This is a genomic window from Luteococcus sp., from assembly GCF_043424415.1.
In the GTDB taxonomy this organism is placed as follows: Bacteria; Actinomycetota; Actinomycetes; order Propionibacteriales; family Propionibacteriaceae; genus Luteococcus.
The window spans coordinates 1-18,245 of sequence record NZ_JBHWOO010000071.1; the positions used below are offsets into that span (position 1 = coordinate 1).

Genomic DNA, 18,245 nt, shown 5'->3' on the forward strand with positions numbered 1-18,245 from the left:
ATACTGTGCCTGCCGCGGTCCGCGCAGGCGGGCGGCCTGGTGGCGCGCCCGCACCGGGTGGGCGACAATGCGGGGATCGCCCATCGCGACCCCGGCGAAGAGCTCCCCGATCCCGCCCACGACACCGGCATCGCTGCGGTGGTTGGTGCCCAGGCCGAAGACCCGGTCGGCACAGGCCACCGCCTCCAGGTAGGCGTTCACATCGGCGCCGCGGAAGGCGTAGATGGACTGCTTGGGGTCGCCGATGAGGATGACGGTGCACCGGCCGACGAAGGCCTGCCGCACGATCTGCCACTGCACCGGGTCGGTGTCCTGGAACTCGTCGATCATCACCAGCGGGAAACGCCTGGCCAGACGGTCGGCGGCCAACCGGCCGGTGACGGGATGGGCCAGGGCGTCGCGCAGGCGGTTGACCATGTCGTCGAAGGTGTAGACACCGGCGAGTCGCTTGCGCTGTTCCAGGCGCTCGCGCACCCGGTGGGCGAAGGCGACGCGTTCTGCACTCAACCCCTGTGCCTCGGCGGGTTCCACCGGCAGGTCGACCTCGCGCAGGGCCGCCCGTCCCACGTGGGCGAAGCGGGTGAAGGTGGCCAGACGTCCGGGGGCAGGGCCGGTGCGCTCCACCTGCTCGGCCAGGTAGACGTCGTGGACCACCTGCTCGGCCAGGTCACCGATGTCCTCACTGAAGCGCACGGTGTGGTCGTGGTCGGCCAGCAGCCCCAGTTCGGAGAGCATGCGCTGGCAGAACTCGTGGGTGGTGGCGATCGTGGCCTGGTCGATCTCGGCGAGGGCCTCGGCCAACCGGTCGCGGCGTTCCCGCACTGCCTGCGGGCTGCCTTGGCACAGCAGGGCGTCGACCGGGTCGGCGGCTGACGTGCCCTGTTCGAGGAAGGTGTCGAGGGCGCTGATCGCCTGGCGCAGTCGCAGGTAGGTGCGGTTGCGCAGTTCGCTGGTGGCGGCGCGGGAGAAGGTGACCATCATCAGCTCGTCGATCCGCACCAGTCCCTCGGCCAGGTGACGGGTGGCCAGGGCGGCGATGGCGTAGGTCTTGCCGGTTCCGGCGGAGGCTTCGAGCACGGTGGTGCCGGTCGGCAGCGGACCGGTGAGGTCGAAGTCGCGGGGTTCTTCCAAGGTCAGGGTCATCGCAGGTTCCCCACGTCGAGCTGTCCACGCAGGGGCGCGTACATCCATTCGGCCAGGTTCTCGAATCGTGAAGTTCCCGTCGGGCCGGGGTCACCATGCCTCCGGGGCAGCTCCCGCACGGCCGTCAGGTCGTCGGGGACGAAGCGACCCCAGTCGGCGTCGTGTTCGAAGCGGAACTCGTCGGCGGCCTTGCGGACCGGGTCGTGGTCCCGGAAGGGACGCAGCGGCGTCAGGCCCACCCAGGTGGCGGCGGTCCTGGGTGGCAGCGGTACCAGCTGGTGCAGGCCGCGCTGCCGCAGGGCGACCATCTCGGTCAGGTGCTGACGGCACCACTCGGGCGGCGGGGCGAGCAGGGTGGCCATGGCATCGCGTCCGACGTGGACGGCGCGCCAGCCGGTGGACGGCGCCGGCTGGGTGGCGGCGACGAGCAGGAGCTCGCACCAGGACTCCAGCAGATGGGTGGCAGAGGTGCGGGAGAAGGAGTGGTGCACGATCTGCCCCCCGTGGACGCGCACCCGGCCGGTGAGCACGGCGGCGTCCAGCTCCAGCTCGCAGTCGAGGTCGCGAAGTTCGTCGCCCTGGCAGCGCTGCACGCTGCGCACGACCCGCTGGACCACCGGCAGCAGGGAGTCCAGGCTGTGGTTGCCGAGCTGGCCTGGGGGCAGTGCTCCACGCAGCCGCTCAGCGGTGCTCGCCCGCCCGAGGTCGACCCCCTCGAGGGCCAGGCGCACCAGCCGGTCGCCGATCGCCCACTGCTCCAGGCCGGTGGTTTCGGCGGGAAGTTCTTCGGCCAGCGGCCGCTCCCAGTCGGTCATGGTGGTGCCGAGCTGGTGGCGCAGCAACTCACGGGCCGGGTGGCGCCAGAAGTCGACGAGCTGGGCGAGATCCAGCTGGACTGGGTCGAACTGGGCCGGGTCGAGCTGGGCGGGGTCGAGTGAGCTCATCGCGACACCGGGAGCTCCGAGCTGCTGTTGCCACAGCGGGAGTGCCGGTGGTGGCGGGGACAGTTCGGTGTCGCGACGGGCCCGCGCACCCGCCAAGGCCTCGACGTCGAAGCTGCGGGGCGATCCGGCCAGGAAGTTCTGTTCGGCCTGGGGCAGCAGGCTGTGCTGTTCGGAGGCCACGGGATGGTGCCGGTCCGCGGCCTCCACCAGGTCCAGCAGGGCGACCGGTTGGGGCAGGCCTTCGTTGGTGCGCGCGGAGCGGCCCTGGTGCACCACCACGAGCCGTTCGGTTGCGGCCAGCGTCGCGTCGAGCAGGTACTGCCGCGACCGGGCACGGGCCTCGGTTCGGGGATCACGGACCGGACGCGACAGGTCGTCACCGTCCCGGGCGGGCCGGGCGGGGAAGCGGGCGTCGTCGAGCCCGAGCACCACCACCACCCTGCGGGAGTGGAGGCCCAGGTCGGCCAGCGAGCAGACCAGCAGCGCCCCGCTGCCGTGGTTGGGTCGTCCGCGGCCGGGCTGTAGCAGCTCGTCGAAGAGCGCTCGCACGTCGCTGGTGCCCAGCAGGGCGGTGCGGGTGGCGGCCAGCTCGGCCAGGTCGGCGAGTTGCCGTCGGGCCGCGGCCAGCTGCCACCCCTGATCGGAGGGGTCGGCGGCGAGCAGGTCCAGGGCCTCTGAGAGGCGCTCGACCCAGACCTCGACGGGGGCGGGCTGGCGCCACTGCGCCACCAGCTTGCGGACCCGGGAGACGATCTCGGCGAGTTGTCCAGCGACGGTCACGTCGGAGCCGTCGACCTGCTCCAGTGGCAGGGCAGTGCCCAGCCACTGCAGGGGTTCTGCCCCCATGGCGATACCGGTGAGGATGCGCTCGACGCCGGCCAGCCAGGTGGACTGGCGCACCTGGCCCAGCCCGAAGGCAGCACGATGGCTGCCGTCCAGCCCCCAGCGCACCTCGGCCTGGTCCACCAGTCGCCGGATGCGCTCCTGATGGTCCTCCTCGAGACCGAACAGGGCCGCCACGGGTGAACTGGCACACAGGTCCACCAGCTGCTGCGCGGTGGCGCGGTCGCCAGCAAGCTCGAGCAGCTGGCGCAGCAGGTCGAAGACGGGATTGGGCTGTGCCAGCGAGGATGAGGCCAGCTGGACCCTCAGCCGGTGGCCGGGGTGCAGCCGCCGGCCCACCAGTGACTCGTCCAGGCCGAAGCTGGCGCGCACCAGCGGTGCGTAGTGCGCCAGGTCGGTGCAGGCGACGGCGACGTCACGAGGCTCCAGGGTCGGGTCGTCGTCGAACAGGCGGCACAGCACCTCGCGCAGCACCTCCACCTGACGGTCGGGCCCGTGCGAGGCATGGACCTCCACCCGGCCGTCCACCAGGGCCGTGCGGCCCTGTGGAGGGAGTACCTCGGTGCTGTCGGCCGCGGCCTGCCAGCGCTGTTGCCAGGTCCCTCGCACCCCCGCCCAACGGGCATCCAGCAGCTCGTCACCGCGCCGGGCGTCGAGGAACAGGACGGTGACGGGCGCGGCATCGGCCAGGGCGCGCACCAGTCCCTCGTCACTGGGACGGGCGGTGGTCGGGTCCACCACGTGCAGCGGAGCCCCCGTGGGCTGCTCGCGCAGCCGCTCGGCCAGGATCGTCCTGCGGCTCAACGGGTCGGGTGCGGGCAGCCGCTCGAGCAGCGCCTGCCAGACCATCGCTTGCCAGATCTGTGAGTCAGCGAGCGGCTGGCCCTCGGCATCGACGAGTTCGCCGCGGCGCCAGGACTCCAGCAGTTCCGGGGCGGTCTCCAGATAACGGTGGAGGAGCCGCGCGATCCGCTGGGCGGTGGCGATCCGACGGCCTGGGCGCAGCGAGTCGTCATCGCCCAGGTGGGCGGCCAGCGGTGCGAACCAGTCGCCCTTGGCCTCGGCCAGAACCTCGACCACAGCGAGGGTGAGGGCGCGGCGTCGCCACGGATCCCAGGCGGGGTCCAGGCCCAGCAGCTCGCTTTCGAGCCGTCGCCGCAAGCCCTGGAGGCTGACGAAGTCGATCCCGGCGCAGATCCCGGAGTTGTGGTCACCGGTGGCGGCACCCAGGCGCACGGCCAGTTCCTGGGCCAGGGCCCGCCGGGTGGCCGGGTCCTCGACGACCACGGTCTGGGGGGCGAAGGGGTCGGCCGGCGGGCGGCGCAGCCCCTCGACGAGCCGGTCGCACAGCACCGTCCAGTCGGGGCAGGTCACCAGTGCCAGACCGGGCTGGCCGGTGGACTGGTCGGCGGGGGCGGTGGTCGTGGTCGTCATCGTGGCTCCAACCCTAGGACGGCGTTGTGACAAAAATGCGCTGTGGCGGATTCGTGCGGCCAGCGTGCCGCCCGATCGGAGGCTGCGCAGGAGGGGGCGGGCCGTCGCGAACGGTTCCTGTCAGACCCGCCGACTAGGGTGGCAACGTGGCGAACTCCCTTGATCCGCAGGCAGTGCTGGCAGCCCTCGACCCCGAACAGCGGGAGGTGGCGACCACCTTCGATGTGCCGGTCGCGGTGATCGCCGGCGCCGGGACGGGCAAGACGAGAGCCATCACCCACCGGATCGCCTACGGGGCACACACCGGCGCACTCGACCCGCGCTCGGTGCTGGCTGTCACCTTCACCACGCGTGCGGCTGGCGAGATGCGGGGCCGCCTGCACGAGCTGGGCGTGGGCCAGGTGCAGGCCCGCACCTTCCACTCCGCCGCCCTGCGCCAGATCCAGTACTTCTGGCCCAAGGCCTACGGGGTCGAGCTGCCGCAGGTCAGCGACCGCAAGCTGTCACTGGTGGCAGAGTCCGCCTCCCGCCACGGCCTGAGCGTCGACACCGGACTGCTGCGCGACCTCGCCGGCGAGATCAGCTGGGCCAAGGTCTCCAATGTGACGGCGGGGGAGTATCCCGCGATCGCGCGCGCGGCCCATCGTGAACTGGCCTCGGCAGATCCAGAGACGGTGGCACGCGTCTTCACCGGCTACGAGGCCGCCAAGCGCACCCGCGGCCAGATCGACTTCGACGACATCCTGCTGTGTGCCGCCGCGCTGCTCAGCGAGCACGACGAGATCGCGGCCCAGGTGCGCAGCCAGTACCGCCACTTCGTCGTCGACGAGTACCAGGACGTCTCGCCGCTGCAGCAGACGCTGCTCAACCTGTGGGTGGGCGAGCGGCGCGACCTGTGCGTGGTGGGCGATCCGCACCAGTCCATCCACGCCTTTGCCGGGGCCCGTGCCGACTTCCTCACCAGCTTCGCCGCCGAGCACCCCGGCACCAAGGTGGTGCGGCTGGTGCGTGACTACCGCTCCACCCCGCAGGTGGTGGGCCTGGCGAACAAGGTGATGATGCCGTCTCGTGCCGCCCGCCTGGCGGCCGCCGCGACGGGTCGTGCCCAGCTGGGCGGGGTGCGTCTGGAAGCACAGCTGCCCAAGGGGCCCGAGGTGGAGTTCGGCTCCTTCCCCGAGGAGGCCGACGAGGCCCGCCACATCGCGCAGTGGCTGAAGCAGCGCCACCAGGAGGGCGTCGAGTGGCGCGAGATGGCGGTGCTCTTCCGGATCAACGCGCAGTCCCCGACGCTGGAGGCCGCCCTCTCGCAGCTGGACATCCCCTACCTGGTGCGCGGCAGCGAGAAGTTCTACGAGCGGCCCGAGATCAAGCAGGCCCTGGCCTCGTTGCGAGCGGCGCTGCGGGCCGAGCCGGAGGGCCCCGGCCTGCCCCTGCTCAAGGACGTGCTGTCCGGGGTCGGGTGGGCCGAGGACCCGCCGGAGGGTTCGGGTTCGGTGCGCGAGAAGTGGGAGTCACTGAACGCGCTGGTGGACCTGGCGCGTGAGGTGACCGTCGAGAATCCGGAGTTCGGGCTGGCGGAGCTGGCCGAGGCGCTGGCACAGCGGGCAGCACTGCAGCAGGCCCCCATCAGCCAGGGCGTGACCCTGGGCACCCTGCACGCCTCCAAGGGGCTGGAGTGGGAGGCGGTGTGCCTGTTCGGGATCCAGGAGGGCACGCTGCCCTTCGTGCTGGCCACCACCGACGAGCAGGTGGCCGAGGAGAAGCGCCTGCTCTACGTGGGCATCACCCGGGCCCGCCGCCACCTGTCGATCACCTGGAGCCGATCGCGCACCGGCGGACGCGGCAGTCGGGGACCTTCCCGCTTCCTCGACGGACTCACCCCCGCCTCGCTGGCCAAGCAGGCCGAACAGCAGGCGCCCCGCCGAAAGCGCAGTGCGCGCAGTGCCCAGTCGCAGAACTGCCGGGTCTGCGGCAAGGGCCTCACCAACGGTGCCGAACGCAAGATCGGGCGCCACGAGGGCTGTTCCTCGGACTATGACGAAGAGCTGCTCGCCCGGCTGAAGGCCTGGCGCAAGCAGGTGGCCCAGGCCGGCGGCATGCCCGCCTTCGTGATCTTCACCGACGCCACCCTCGTGACCATCGCCGAGACCCTGCCGGCCGACGAGCAGGCGCTGCTGCGGGTCCCGGGCGTGGGACGTACCAAGATGGAGCGCCACGGCGCCGACCTGCTGCAGATCGTGGCGGGCGAGACCCCCGAGGGGATGCAGCAGACCCTGACCGGCGCCTGACCCGAGCCAGCGGTGAAAGCCCTTGTCAAAAATTGGTTGCGGGAACCGGCGCCGCAGCATAGATTCTTCACCACCAGCCATTCGGGTCCCCCGGATGGGGCACACGACGAGAGGAGGCGAGCAGCGATGAACACGATCCAGGCCATGACGTGCTTCGGCACCTCCCCGGCGAAGACCAGCCACCCGCTGTTCGTCCGACCCGGTGAGCAGGCAGCCACCGACGTCACCCGCCCCGTTCCCCTCATGGACTCCTGAGCGCGATCCACCTCGCCAGGCCGTGCAGCCGGGAACACCCCGGATTCGCACGGCCTTCGTCGTTTCCGGGACCACCGCCCCAACGGCCCAGGAGTTCCACGAATGACCACCATGTTCGACCCGATCACGGTGCCCCTGTCGCTCGCCGCGTGCACTGCGCATGACCCGACCCTGTTCTTCTCGGACGACATGCTTCAGGTGCAACGCGCCAAGCAGGTCTGCGCCACCTGCCCGGTGCGCCGTCAATGCCTCGACGGGGCCCTGGAGCGCGCCGAACCGCACGGAGTGTGGGGTGGGGAGCTCTTCGATGCTGGACGGGTCATCGAACGCAAACGGCCAAGGGGTCGTCCGCGCAAGCACCCCCTACCCGACCAGGTGGCCTGCTGAGGCACCCCGCTGTTGCCGACTCACAGCTGCGGATGCCATCTGCACCCACAGTCCGGATGCACGCCGAAGCTGGCACGGCGGGGTGCGGGGTCGAACAGGTCGATGACCTCCACCCGGCCCTGCAGGCCCGACCCGTCGTCGACACCGCGTGCCAGCCAGCCCACCGCAAGCACCGCCCGGGCAGCCACCAGCCCGGTGATCGTCGGGTGGGGGCGGGCCCGGCGGCAGCCCAGGGCCGCCACGACCTGCGGCCAGGCGGTCTCCAATTGCCCGCGGGCCAGGTCGGCACATCCTTGGCAGGGCCCACGCCCCGGACGCACGAGCGGCCCGATTCGGCCCACGTCCCCATGGGCACCGAGCAGCAGGTGTGGGATGTCCTGGCGGACCAGTTCGGCCAGCAGCAGCCGGTCCGCCTCGACGGTGTCCGGCGCCACCAGCACCAAGTCCACCCCGCGTCCGGCCAGCTCCGCAACCTCGTCCACCCACGAGATGCGCGCCCGGTGCCGAGCTCGAAGGGCCCGCACCACAGCCTGCCCCTCGCTATTGCGTGCGAATGGATCCAGGCAGTCGAGCCGCCCCAGACCGCTACGCAAGAGCTCTTTGCACACCTGCCGTGCCAGGGGGCCACTGCCGGCCACCGCCAGGTGTAGACCGGTCCAGGCCTGTTCGGGGCGGGCCTTGACGACCATGCCCCGTCCGGCGAGGAGTTCCGAGACGGCTTCCTGCCGTTCCCGGTGGCGGGGATGGGCCTCGTCGAGGCCCGAGACCCTGACCCAAGTGGTCTCGTCGAGCCACCAGACGTCTCCGTGGTTGGTGGTGAGGTGTTCGCAACGGCTCCGGGCGCTCATGGCCGCAGTCTGCTGTGACCAGGAGGACACACACCAGAGCCAGCGGGCTACGGCCAACACCCGGACAACACCGGCTCGACACGCACGAGGGGGCGCACCATCACGGTGCGCCCCCTCGTCGACGTCGCTGGGACGTCAGGTCCTGACTGCTGCGATCACTTGGCCTTGCCGAGGATGCGGTTCAGGTTGGTGCCACACTCGGGGCACTTGGCCTTGGCCATGCGGGTGCCCTTGTCGTTCACGACGACATTGCCCGAGGCCTCACGCTTCGCCTTGCACTTGACGCAGTAGAACTCACCGCTGTAGGTCTCTTCGGCCACGATTTCCTCCTGGTTGATGTTGTCCGGCCGGCAGCCATGAAACAGGCGGCCACCGGGCTCGTCGTTCACTGTAGCCATGTCAGCAAGGATTGCGCCGCCTGAAGCGACCTGACGCGCCGTGCGGGGGCGCGATTTCGCCAGGCGCGCAGGCGGGGGCGCCGCAGCGGCGCCAGAGGCCATGGACACCAAGGGGCATGAAGAGGGCCCTCGGCGATCAAGATCATCTGCCTTCCCCTGCACATGATCGACCAGCCGAGGGCCTTGTGAGAAGGCTAGTCCACCCGCGATGGACCGTCAAGCCCTGGGGCTGCTCGTGTCCAGGGCTGTGCCACAGTGGAGGACATGGCGCAGAGGATCGACTTGGACGGCACCACGGTGGAGCTTCGCCGCAGCGCCCGGCGCCGACGCACCATTCAGGCCCGCCGGGAGGGCCAGGTCGTCGTCGTGATGCTCCCGACGGGCATGACCGCCGCCGAGGAGCTGCGCTGGGCCCGCACGATGGTGGCTCGGATGCGACGCCAGCAGGAGCGCCGCAGGCCCCCCGTCGGCGACGAGGCGCTGGAGGCCCGGGCCGAGCAGCTGGCCCGGGAACACCTCGATCCGGTGGTGGGTCACCCGGTGCGGCCGGTCTCGGTGCGTTGGGTCACCAACCAGAACCACCGCTGGGGATCCTGCACCCCCTCGGAGGGGACGATCAGGCTCTCCCACCGGCTGCAGCAGATGCCGGACTGGGTGGTCGACCACGTCCTGCTGCACGAACTGGCCCACCTCGTCGAACCCCACCACACCGAACGCTTCCACGAGTTGGCCGGTCGCACCCCGCACGCCGAACGGGCCGCCGGCTACCTCGAGGGATGGAGCGCCGCCGACGGCGGGGCCCCGGGCGGCGACGAGATCGACGGCGACTGACCGCTCAGGACTCCTCGCCCGAGCGCCCCTCCTGCTCGAGCAGCTTGGCCAGTTCGGCATCCAGATCGTCGGCCTCGGGACGTGTGCTCTCGCCGCTGACATAGCCCAGCGGGTCGTCCAGGTCGTCCGCGGTCGGCATCATGTCCGGGTGCTGCCAGACGGCGTCACGGCCACCGACGCCTCGATCGGCGGTCAGCGCGGCCCAGAGGTTCGCGGCATCGCGGACGCGCCGTGGACGCAGCTCCAGGCCCACCAGCGACTTGAGCACCTCCTCTGCCGGGCCACCGGCGGCCCGGCGGCGACGCACCGCCTCGGCCAGCTGGGAGGAGTTCGGCATCCATCGCGCGGTGGCCTGGGCGACGACCTCGTCCACCCATCCCTCGACCAGCGCCAGCACCGTCTCCAGCCGGCCCAGGATCTCCACCTGCTCGGCCGTCTGGGTCGGCTCGAAGAGGTTGCCCTGCAGCTTCTCGCTGATCTGCTGCATCTTCTCCGGCGTCATCTCGCCCATGTCGTCGATGTCGATGGCACTCTCCAGGGCCGACGCGTCGATGGTGATCTCCCGTGCATAGTGCTCGACCATCGCCAGCATCTGCGGCGCCAGCCAACCCACCTGGTGGAAGAGTCGCTGACGGGCGGTCTCGCGCAGCAGCAGGTAGAGCAGCACGTCCTGGTCGGCTACCTCGAGCCCCTCGCTGAAGGCAGCCACATTGGTGGGCAGGATGCTCGCCCGGGCCTGCTCCATCAGGTGGAATCCGGTCTCGGAGCCGGTCACCACCTGGGTGGACAGCTTCGCGATCGCCTGGGCCAGCTGCATCGAGTACATCGCGCCCGCCGCCTGACGCAGCATCGGCTGCATCATCGCGCCGAAGGCACCCAGTTCGGCGGGCATCTGGCCCATCTGGCCGCCCATCATGTTGCCCATGGCACTGGCGATGTTGCTCACGATCGGCTCGGTCATCTTCTCCCAGGCCGGCATCGTCTGCTCGATCCACTCGGCCCGGCTCAGGGCGGCTGCACCGCGGGGCAGCTCCCCGAAGTCACATGCCTCGTCAAGCCACAGGTTGGCCAGGCGCTCGGCATCGGCCACCTCGCGCTGCTGCTGGCTGGTGGTGCTCGGATCGGGGCCCAGGCTGGCGGCCACCTGGCGGGCGGCGTGGCGGGTGCGCTCCCAGTTCACGCCGGAGCCCTCAGAAGTCTGTTGGCTGAAGGCGCCCATCTGCTGCTGCAGCCGGGCCATCAGCTGGTTGAGGTCCATCTGTCCGCCCGGTCCGGTCGGGATGCCGAGCTGGCGCAGGATCTCGCTGAGGGGATCGTTCGGCTGGTCGTCGCGCGGTGCTCCGGTCGAATCGCTCATGGTGCCATTGAACCGCACGGCACAAGCCCGGTGAAGGTCCCATGGCTGGACGCGTCGGGTGGGGCGGGCTGTGCGCGCACGGGTAGGGTGGCCGCCATGACCCGCCAGACCTGGACCGCCATTGTCTCCGCGGTCTGCTTCGTGGGGCTGGCCCTGCTGCTCGCCCTGCTGCCCGTTCCCTTCGTCAGTTGGGGGCCCGGCCGCACCCTCGACCTGCTCGCAACCGACGACGACGGCGTCCCGGCGGTCCAGGTCGAAGGCCTCAAGACCTACCCGACCACCGGGAAGCTGCGAATGACGACGGTCTCGGTGACCCGCGTCGACTCCTCGCTGAGCCTGCCCGAAGCCCTCTACTCCCACGTGGCACCCAAGCATGACGTGCTGGCGCGCGAAGTGGTCTACCCCCCGAGCAAGTCGGCCGACCAGGTGCGCAACGAGGAGGTGGCCATGATGGTGGACTCCCGTTCCGATGCCGTGGTCGCCGCCCTGCGGGCCGGGGGGCAGCCGGTGCGCCAGATGCCGCTGGTGGAGTCCGTCGGAGTGGCGGGGCCGTCCTATGACCGCCTCCAGCCCGGCGACCTGATCGAGCGCGTCGACCAGACCGTCGTCCAGCGGCCTGCCGATGTGGAACGCCTGGTGGCACGCCACCAGGTGGGTGACCCGGTGGTGCTCGGGGTGCTGCGCGACGGCCAGAGGCGCGACGTCACCGTCACCACGGCCTCGTCCAATGAGGACAAGAAGGTCCCGGTGCTGGGCATCAGCACTGTCAATGGCTACAAGTACGCCCCCGAGGTTTCCTTCGGCGTGGATGAGCAGGTGGTGGGCCCCAGCGCCGGGCTCGGCTTCGGCCTGGCCATCTATGACCAGATCACCCAGGGGGACCTGCTGGGCGGCCACGACGTGGCCGTGACCGGCCAGATCATGGCCGATGGCACGGTTCAGCCCATCGGCGGCGTGCAGGAGAAGGTGGCGGCCGCCGAGCGCGCGGGCTCGGAGCTCTTCCTGCTGCCGCGCGCCAACTGCACCGACCTGACGGGGATGCGCAGCAGCCTCGAGCTGGTGCCGGTCGAGACCCTCTCCCAAGCGGTCAAGATCCTCACCGACTGGCGCGCTGGAGTCGACCCGGCGACCCTTGCCCACTGCTGACCCACCTACGCGCCACACCTTTATGACCCGTCCACACCCGCATGACAAGGACCCTCGATGAGCGAGAAGCACCAGCCCAGCACCCAGCCCGACGCAACCGAGGGCGCCCAGGACCAGCCGGAGGCGCTGATCGCTGCCCTGGTGGAGATCGAGCGCCACGTCGGACAGTCCGGATGGGACCAGCCCGCCCGCCTGTTCGCCCTGGTGCGCACTGCAGACCTGGTGGCCGCCGAGCCCCACCTGGCTGACCAGCTCACCGTCACCAGCGAGGACGCCCTGAGCTCGATCGAGCAGGAGGACTTTCGTGACGGGGAGGACCTGATGACCACCCTGGCCCAGATCGGCTGGTCCGAGAGCGTCCATGGCTGCGCCCTTGCCCTGGAGCGCACCTTCCTGCCCGCCGGACTGGAGGACCAGATCCCGGCCAATCCCGACGAGGCGGCGCGCTTCGTCGCCAAGCATCCCCAGCGCCAGGACGTCCGCGTGGTGGTGGGGTCGCTGCGCGACGGCAGCAGCCACGGGCTGGCCCGCCTGGTCAGCGAGCCCGACGAACTCCTCGGCGGGACCCAGCTGGTCCCCGCCCTGGCAAGCGCCCTGGCCCGGACCCTGGCCTGAGCAATGAGCACCGCACAGCCGACAGCCGGCCGGCCCCGCCCGTCCCGCTCCAACCCGCGCCGCCCGGCCCGTGAGAACGCGCCCCTGGCGGCCGTCCTGGCCCTGATGGCCGTGGGTCTGCTGGTGATGCTCGGCTCCCGACTGTGGACCGACTGGCTGTGGTTCACCCAGCTCGACGTCGGCCAGGTTTTCCGCACCAGGCTCGGCACCGGGGTACTGCTCTTCGTCGCCTGCGGCGGGTTGATGACGGCCTGCACGGCCCTCAACCTGCGCCTGGCCCACCGGATGCGCCCACGTACCCGCAGCGGCGGCTCACCACTGGTCGGGCAGACCCGGGCGCTGGTGGACCGCAGCCACCGCCTGGTGATCCTGGGAGTCTCGGTAGTGCTGGGCCTGGCCAGCGGACTGGCCGGTTTCCTGCAGCGCGACGTCTTCCTGGCCTGGCGCCACGCAACGCCCTTCGGCCGGACCGAGCCGTGGTTCGGAAAGGACGTCGCCTTCTACGTCTTCGACTACCCGTGGTGGCGCTTCGTGCTGTCCCAGGCCTTCTGGATCGCAGGGGCAAGCCTGTTCGCGGTCCTGCTGGCCCACCTGATGCTGGGCGCGCTGCAGTCCTTCACCGTCAGCACCACGCCCACGGGCCAGACGGTGGTCAGTCGCCGGCCAACCCAGTTGGGCCAGGGCGCCCAGGCCCACCTGTCGGTGCTGGGGGCGGTGCTGATGGTGCTGATGGCCATCTCCTGCTGGCTCGACCGCTACGGCTATGCGGTCACCAACAACTGGCTCTTCACGGGCATCGGGCACACCGACATGAGCGCCCGCGTGGTGGCCAAGGAACTGCTGGCCCTTGTCTGCCTGCTGGTCGCGGCGCTGCTGGCGGCCAATGCCCGGATGCGCCGTTGGAACATTCCTGTCCTGGCCCTGGTGCTGCTGCTGGTCTCGGCCGTGCTGGTGCAGGGCATCTACCCGGCGATCGTGCAGCGCTTCGACGTCCAGCCCAAGGGCCCGGCGCGGGAGCGCGCCTACATCGCACAGAACATCGCCGCGACCCGCGATGCCTATGACCTGTCCGACGTGGAGGTCACCCAGGACCATGACGTGACCACGACCGTCTCGGCTGGCCAGCTCAAGGCCGATGCCACCGCACTGCCCGGCATCCGCCTGGTGGACCCGGCCCTGATCGGACCCACCTTCGAACAGCTGCAGCAGGTGCGCGGCTACTACTCCTTCCCCGAGGTGCTGGACGTCGACCGCTACACGCTGGACGGCCACTTCACCGACGCGGTGGTGGCGGCCCGCGAGATCAATGCCGACGAGATCCCCGACAAGAGCTGGACCAACCTGCACACCGTCTACACCCACGGCAACGGTGTCGTGGCGGCCTATGGCAACCGCCGCCAGGCCAACGGCGAGCCGGAGTGGATCGCCCGCGACATCCCCACCGTCGGCAAGCTGGAGGAGACCCAGTCGCGGATCTACTTCGGCGAGCGCACCAACACCTATGCCGTGGTCGGCGCGCCCGAGGGCACCGAGCCGGTGGAGCTGGACACGCCCGGGGGCGGTGCCAAGGGCTCGAACGAGACCCGCAACACCTATGACGGCAAGGGCGGCGTCGGCATCGGGAATCCGCTGATCAGGGCGCTGTACGCGATCCGTTTCGGTGACCCGAACCTGGTGCTGTCGACCGATCGTGTCAATGAGGCCTCGCGGATCCTCTACGACCGCACCCCGCGGGAACGTTTGCAGAAGGTGGCGCCCTGGCTGACGCCCGACTCCGACATCTACCCGGCGGTGGTCGACGGACGCATCGTGTGGGTGGTCGACGCCTACACCACTTCGGCCACCTACCCGAACTCCAACCGGGTGGACCTGCGCCAGGCCACCAGTGACTCCCAGACCAGCGTGCAGCAGCAGCCGCGGCCGGTGAACTACCTGCGCAACTCGGTCAAGGCTGTCGTGGATGCCGGCGACGGCACCGTCACCCTGTACCAGTGGGACGAGTCGGACCCGGTGCTGCGGACCTGGCAGAAGGTCTACCCGGGGCTGGTGCAGCCGAAGGCGAGCATCCCCGCGAGCCTGCTGGAGCACATGCGCTACCCGGCTGACCTGTTCAAGGTGCAGCGCGAGGTGCTGGGGCGCTACCACTCGACCAATCCCGACACCTGGTTCCAGCAGTCGGACCTGTGGGCGGTGCCCAATGACCCGGTCTCCAATGACGGGCGCAAGGAGGCCCCCAACTACCTGTCCATCAAGTGGCCGGGGGACCGCGAACCCGTCTTCAGCCAGAGCTCGGCCCTGGTGCCCCGGGGGCGTGAGAACCTGGGCGCCTTCATGGCGGTCAATGCCGATGCCTCGCACGAGGACTACGGCCGTATCCGGGTGCTGGAACTGTCCGACCGCCAGCAGGTGGCCGGCCCGGGCCAGACCTTCAATGCGATGAACACCGACGAGACGGTCGCCTCGAAGCTGCGTCCCTACCTGATGCAGGGCTCGGCCCAGGCCCATTTCGGAAACCTGCTGACCATCCCGGTGGGCGGCGGACTGCTCTACGTCTCACCGGTCTACACGCAGCAGTCCACCACCACCGGCGGCTACTTGGTGCTGCGTTTCGTGGTGGTGCGCTTCGGCGAGCACATCGGCATCGGCAGCACCCTGCAGGAGGCGCTGGACAGCGTCTTCCAGGGTGACGCGGGCGCCTCCACCGGGGAGGGGAGCGGTGGCGGGAAGTCGTCCGAGGCGCCGCGGCAGGACGGCACTCCTCCCACCGAACAGGCCACCGCGCAGGAGCTGCTGAAGCAGGCGGCGGATGCCTTCTCGGCGGCCGACAAGGAACTGGCCAAGGGCGACCTGGCCGCCTATGAGAAGCAGATGGACCTGGCCCGGAAGAAGGTGGCCCAGGCCGAACAGGCGCTGCGCTGAGCCCTCAGCTGACCTCGAGCTCCTGCACGACGAAGCCTGCCTCGGCCAGTGGCTCCCGCAGGGCTGCCGCGTCGCCAACCAGGACGACGTGGCTGTTCTCGGGGCGCACGACCGCGCGGTAGGCGGCGCTGGCGCTGGCCGGGCCCACCTGGCCGATGCGGGTGAAGTGCAGGTTGACGAAGTCTGGGTCCCATCCGGCCGCGGCCAGGGTGGCGGCCTGGCTGGCGATGGCCGAGGCCGTGTCATAGCGCAGCGGCGCCACGCCCAGCTGCTGGTTGACCGCGTCGGCCACCTCCTCGGGGCTGAAGTCCTCGGTGAGTTCCATGATGCGCAGGCAGTCGAGCACGGCCTGGGCGGCCACCTCGGTGCGCACACTGGTGGAGACCGCCCAGGTGCCGCCCAGGCGGGCGGGGGAGACGGCGAAGTGGACGCCGTAGGTGTAGCCCTTGCGCTCGCGCAGCTCGGTGTTCAGTCGGCTGCCGAAGCTGCCGCCCATGGCGCTGGCGGCCACCTGCAGCGGTGCGAAGTCGAGGCTGGTGCGGTCCAGGCCGATGCCGCTGACGCGGATCTCGGTCTGCACGCTCTCGGGCCGGTCCACCAGGTGCACGATGCGTCCCTGGTCGGTGGAGGTCGGGGCTCCGGCCGGGGTGGGGACGACGTGCAGGGCCCGGCCGCCGGGGGCCTTCCAGCCGCCGAAGCACTGTTCGACCAGGGCGTCGACGCCCTGGTCGAGGTCACCGGCGACGACCAGGGTCGAGCCCTGGGGTCCCCAGTGGCGCTCGTGGAAGCTGCGCACCAGTTCGCCGGTCACGGCACGGACGGTCCGGGCGACGCCGCCCTGGGGCCGTGCCTCGCGGCAGGAGGGGTCGAAGAGCACCTGGCGCACGGCCAGGGCCGCCACCGACGAGGGGCGGGCCAAAGTCTGCTCGATCTCGGACAGTCGCAGCGCCACGTGGCGTTCCACGTCGGCATCGGCCAACGTGGGGGACTGGACGATCTCGGCGAACAGGGGCAGGGCCTGGGCCAGGCGGGTGCTGGGCATCTCCACCGAGCAGATGGTGGCTGATGCCGAGGCCCCTCCCTCAGAGGCGGCGCCGGCCGACTCGAGGGCATCGATGATCGACTGCCCGGGGTGCTCGCGGGTGCCCTCGTCGCTGGCTCGCAGGGCCATCGTGGCGATGCCCTCCAGTTCGGGCACCTCGACGGTCAGGGGCAGGTCGAGGACCAGGGCGGCGGTGACGACGTGCTGGCCGGGCAGGTGGAAGGCCCACACCTGCAGCCCGTTGTCGAGCACCCGCTGCCGGGCCGTGGGGAAGGTCCACGGCTGCGCAGCGGTGATGGCGGGGCGGGGCAGTGGCGTGGTGGGGTCGATGGTCTGGCTCATGCCTGCTCCTGCGGGGTCTGGCTGGGGCTGGGAAGGTAGTGCAGCGAGCTGCGCTGCTCGGGGGCGAGCCAGCGTCGTGCCGCCTGCTGCACCTGCTGGGGTGTCAGGGCCACGAGCTCGGCGAGGTGGGTGTTGAGCCGGCCGGGGTCGCCGTACAGGGTGGCGAAGGAGCCCAGGGCATCGGCGCGGGAGTCCACCTCGGCGAGCTCGCCGAGCCATTCGCGCTCGAAGGAGGCATTGGCCCGGTCGAGCTCCTCGGCGGTGACCGGCTCGTCGAGCAGCCGTTGGACCTCGGCGACGACGAGCTCCTCGAGCTCGTCGAGGCTGTGGCCGTCGCGCGGCCGGGCGGAGACCAGGGCCAGCGAGCTTCCCTGTGCCAGGTCGAGCTGGGAGGCGCCGGCTCCCTCGGCCACCTCGGCCTCGCGCACCAGGCGCTTGCGCAGCCGGCTGGCCGGGCCGCCGCCGAGCACCGTGAGGGCCTGTTCGACGGCCAGGTGGTCGGGGTGGCCGAGGTCTGGCGTGCGCCAGCCCAGGTGGAGGGTCTCGCGGGGCACCTCACGCACCACCTCGAGGCGCGGCACCCCATGGTGGGGTTCCAGCGGGGCGGCACGGCGACGTTCGGGTGCCGGGAGCGTCGGGAGGTGGCCGAAGTACTTCGCGGCGAGCGCGAAGGCCTGCTCGGCCTCGACGGCACCGGCCAGGGTGAGCACCGCATTGGAGGCCCGGTACCAGGTGGCGAAGAAGTCGCGCACGTCGTCCAGGGTGGCCGCGTCGAGATCCTCCATGGAGCCGATGGTGGGGTGCGCGTAGGGATGGTCCTCGGGGAAGTTCAGCGCCAGCAGCAGGTGCAGCTGGTCGCCGTAGGGCACGTTGTCGTAGCGCTGCCGCTTCTCCTCCTTGACTACCTCGCGCTGGGTGTCCAGGTTCTCCTGGCTGACGTCGAGGCTGGACAGCCGCTCGCTCTCGAGCCACAGGGCCAGCTCCACTGCACCCGGCGGGACGGTCTCGAAGTAGTTGGTGCGGTCGAAGCTGGTGGTGGCATTGACGGTGCCGCCCACGGCCTGCAGTGCCGCGAGGTGCTCGCCCGAGGCCACCTGCCGCGAGCCCTGGAACATCAGGTGCTCGAACAGGTGCGCGAAGCCGCTGGCCCCCGTCTGCTCGTCGGCCGATCCGACGTGGTACCAGATGTTCACCGCGACGGCGGGGCTGGTGGGGTCGGGGTTGACCACCACGCGCAGGCCATTGGCCAGGGTGCGCTCGATGATCTCGTACTGCAGCGTCGGGTCTTTCGGCATACCCACCAGCGTGCCACAGCCCAGCGGAGGGGGCCGATGGCCACATGCGTCGGGCGTCCGGGGTGGTGGAGGGTGACTCAGGCCAGTCCCGGGGGCAGGGTGCGAGGTGGGGCGCACGAAAAAGTGCCGCCGGCCAGATCACGATCTGGCCGGACTCC

Annotated in this window: 14 protein-coding genes; 7 read left to right on the plus strand and 7 right to left on the minus strand. The window is 70.8% G+C overall.

Annotated features, from left to right (window positions below):
- Together ACHFFZ_RS03960 and ACHFFZ_RS03965 are read right to left on the minus strand one after the other, a co-directional pair.
- A partial coding sequence (locus ACHFFZ_RS03960) for a UvrD-helicase domain-containing protein (RefSeq protein WP_394275366.1) occupies positions 1-1,143 on the minus strand: 1,143 nt, incomplete at its 3' end.
- Positions 1,140-4,364 (minus strand): exodeoxyribonuclease V subunit gamma, encoded by a 3,225-nt coding sequence (locus tag ACHFFZ_RS03965; protein ID WP_394275367.1) that lies wholly within the window; start codon positions 4,362-4,364, stop codon positions 1,140-1,142. The genes ACHFFZ_RS03965 and ACHFFZ_RS03960, both read right to left, overlap by 4 nt.
- A 146-nt stretch (positions 4,365-4,510) precedes the next feature.
- Here ACHFFZ_RS03965 and ACHFFZ_RS03970 point away from each other — a divergent pair, with 146 nt between their 5' ends.
- The 3 genes from ACHFFZ_RS03970 (at position 4,511) to ACHFFZ_RS03980 (ending at position 7,294) form a co-directional block, all read left to right on the plus strand.
- Complete coding sequence (locus ACHFFZ_RS03970; RefSeq protein WP_394275368.1) at positions 4,511-6,652, plus strand: ATP-dependent DNA helicase UvrD2; 2,142 nt, start codon at positions 4,511-4,513, stop codon at positions 6,650-6,652.
- Positions 6,653-6,778: 126 nt separating this feature from the next.
- Positions 6,779-6,907: a hypothetical protein gene (locus ACHFFZ_RS03975; RefSeq protein ID WP_394275369.1), complete on the plus strand. Its 129-nt coding sequence runs from the start codon at positions 6,779-6,781 to the stop codon at positions 6,905-6,907.
- A gap of 102 nt (positions 6,908-7,009) precedes the next feature.
- Complete coding sequence (locus ACHFFZ_RS03980) at positions 7,010-7,294, plus strand: WhiB family transcriptional regulator (RefSeq protein ID WP_394275370.1); 285 nt, start codon at positions 7,010-7,012, stop codon at positions 7,292-7,294.
- 20 nt (positions 7,295-7,314) lie between these two features.
- Here the strand turns inward: ACHFFZ_RS03980 and ACHFFZ_RS03985 are convergent, their stop codons facing one another.
- Both ACHFFZ_RS03985 and ACHFFZ_RS03990 read right to left on the minus strand, forming a co-directional pair.
- A complete protein-coding gene (locus ACHFFZ_RS03985; RefSeq protein WP_394275371.1) occupies positions 7,315-8,142 on the minus strand; it encodes a hypothetical protein in 828 nt (275 codons plus the stop codon).
- A 155-nt stretch (positions 8,143-8,297) separates the two neighbouring features.
- Positions 8,298-8,462, minus strand: coding sequence for a DUF5679 domain-containing protein (locus ACHFFZ_RS03990; RefSeq protein WP_094765022.1), 165 nt, complete (start codon positions 8,460-8,462; stop codon positions 8,298-8,300).
- 342 nt (positions 8,463-8,804) lie between these two features.
- On the opposite strand from ACHFFZ_RS03990, the gene ACHFFZ_RS03995 reads away from it, so the two are divergent.
- Entirely contained in the window at positions 8,805-9,371 is a 567-nt protein-coding gene (locus ACHFFZ_RS03995; RefSeq protein WP_394275372.1) for a M48 family metallopeptidase, read from the plus strand.
- Between the two features lie 4 nt (positions 9,372-9,375).
- Here ACHFFZ_RS03995 and ACHFFZ_RS04000 read toward each other — a convergent pair whose 3' ends face one another.
- Entirely contained in the window at positions 9,376-10,728 is a 1,353-nt protein-coding gene (locus ACHFFZ_RS04000) for a zinc-dependent metalloprotease (protein ID WP_394275373.1), read from the minus strand.
- 96 nt (positions 10,729-10,824) lie between these two features.
- Here ACHFFZ_RS04000 and ACHFFZ_RS04005 point away from each other — a divergent pair, with 96 nt between their 5' ends.
- The 3 genes from ACHFFZ_RS04005 to ACHFFZ_RS04015 are packed head-to-tail and all read left to right on the plus strand — an operon-like array spanning position 10,825 to position 15,408.
- A complete protein-coding gene (locus ACHFFZ_RS04005; protein WP_394275374.1) occupies positions 10,825-11,874 on the plus strand; it encodes a PDZ domain-containing protein in 1,050 nt (349 codons plus the stop codon).
- A 57-nt stretch (positions 11,875-11,931) separates the two neighbouring features.
- On the plus strand, positions 11,932-12,489 hold the full coding sequence (locus tag ACHFFZ_RS04010; RefSeq protein WP_394275375.1) for a PPA1309 family protein: 558 nt from the start codon (positions 11,932-11,934) through the stop codon (positions 12,487-12,489).
- A gap of 3 nt (positions 12,490-12,492) precedes the next feature.
- A complete protein-coding gene (locus ACHFFZ_RS04015; RefSeq protein ID WP_394275376.1) occupies positions 12,493-15,408 on the plus strand; it encodes a UPF0182 family protein in 2,916 nt (971 codons plus the stop codon).
- Positions 15,409-15,412: 4 nt separating this feature from the next.
- Here ACHFFZ_RS04015 and ACHFFZ_RS04020 read toward each other — a convergent pair whose 3' ends face one another.
- The gene (locus ACHFFZ_RS04020; RefSeq protein ID WP_394275377.1) at positions 15,413-16,792 is read right to left on the minus strand and encodes a M16 family metallopeptidase; all 1,380 of its coding nucleotides are present in this window, start codon (positions 16,790-16,792) and stop codon (positions 15,413-15,415) included.
- Positions 16,789-18,087, minus strand: a complete 1,299-nt coding sequence (locus ACHFFZ_RS04025; protein WP_394275378.1) for a M16 family metallopeptidase — start codon at positions 18,085-18,087, stop codon at positions 16,789-16,791. The genes ACHFFZ_RS04020 and ACHFFZ_RS04025 overlap by 4 nt, the downstream gene beginning before the upstream one ends.
- Between the last annotated feature and the right edge of the window lie 158 nt (positions 18,088-18,245).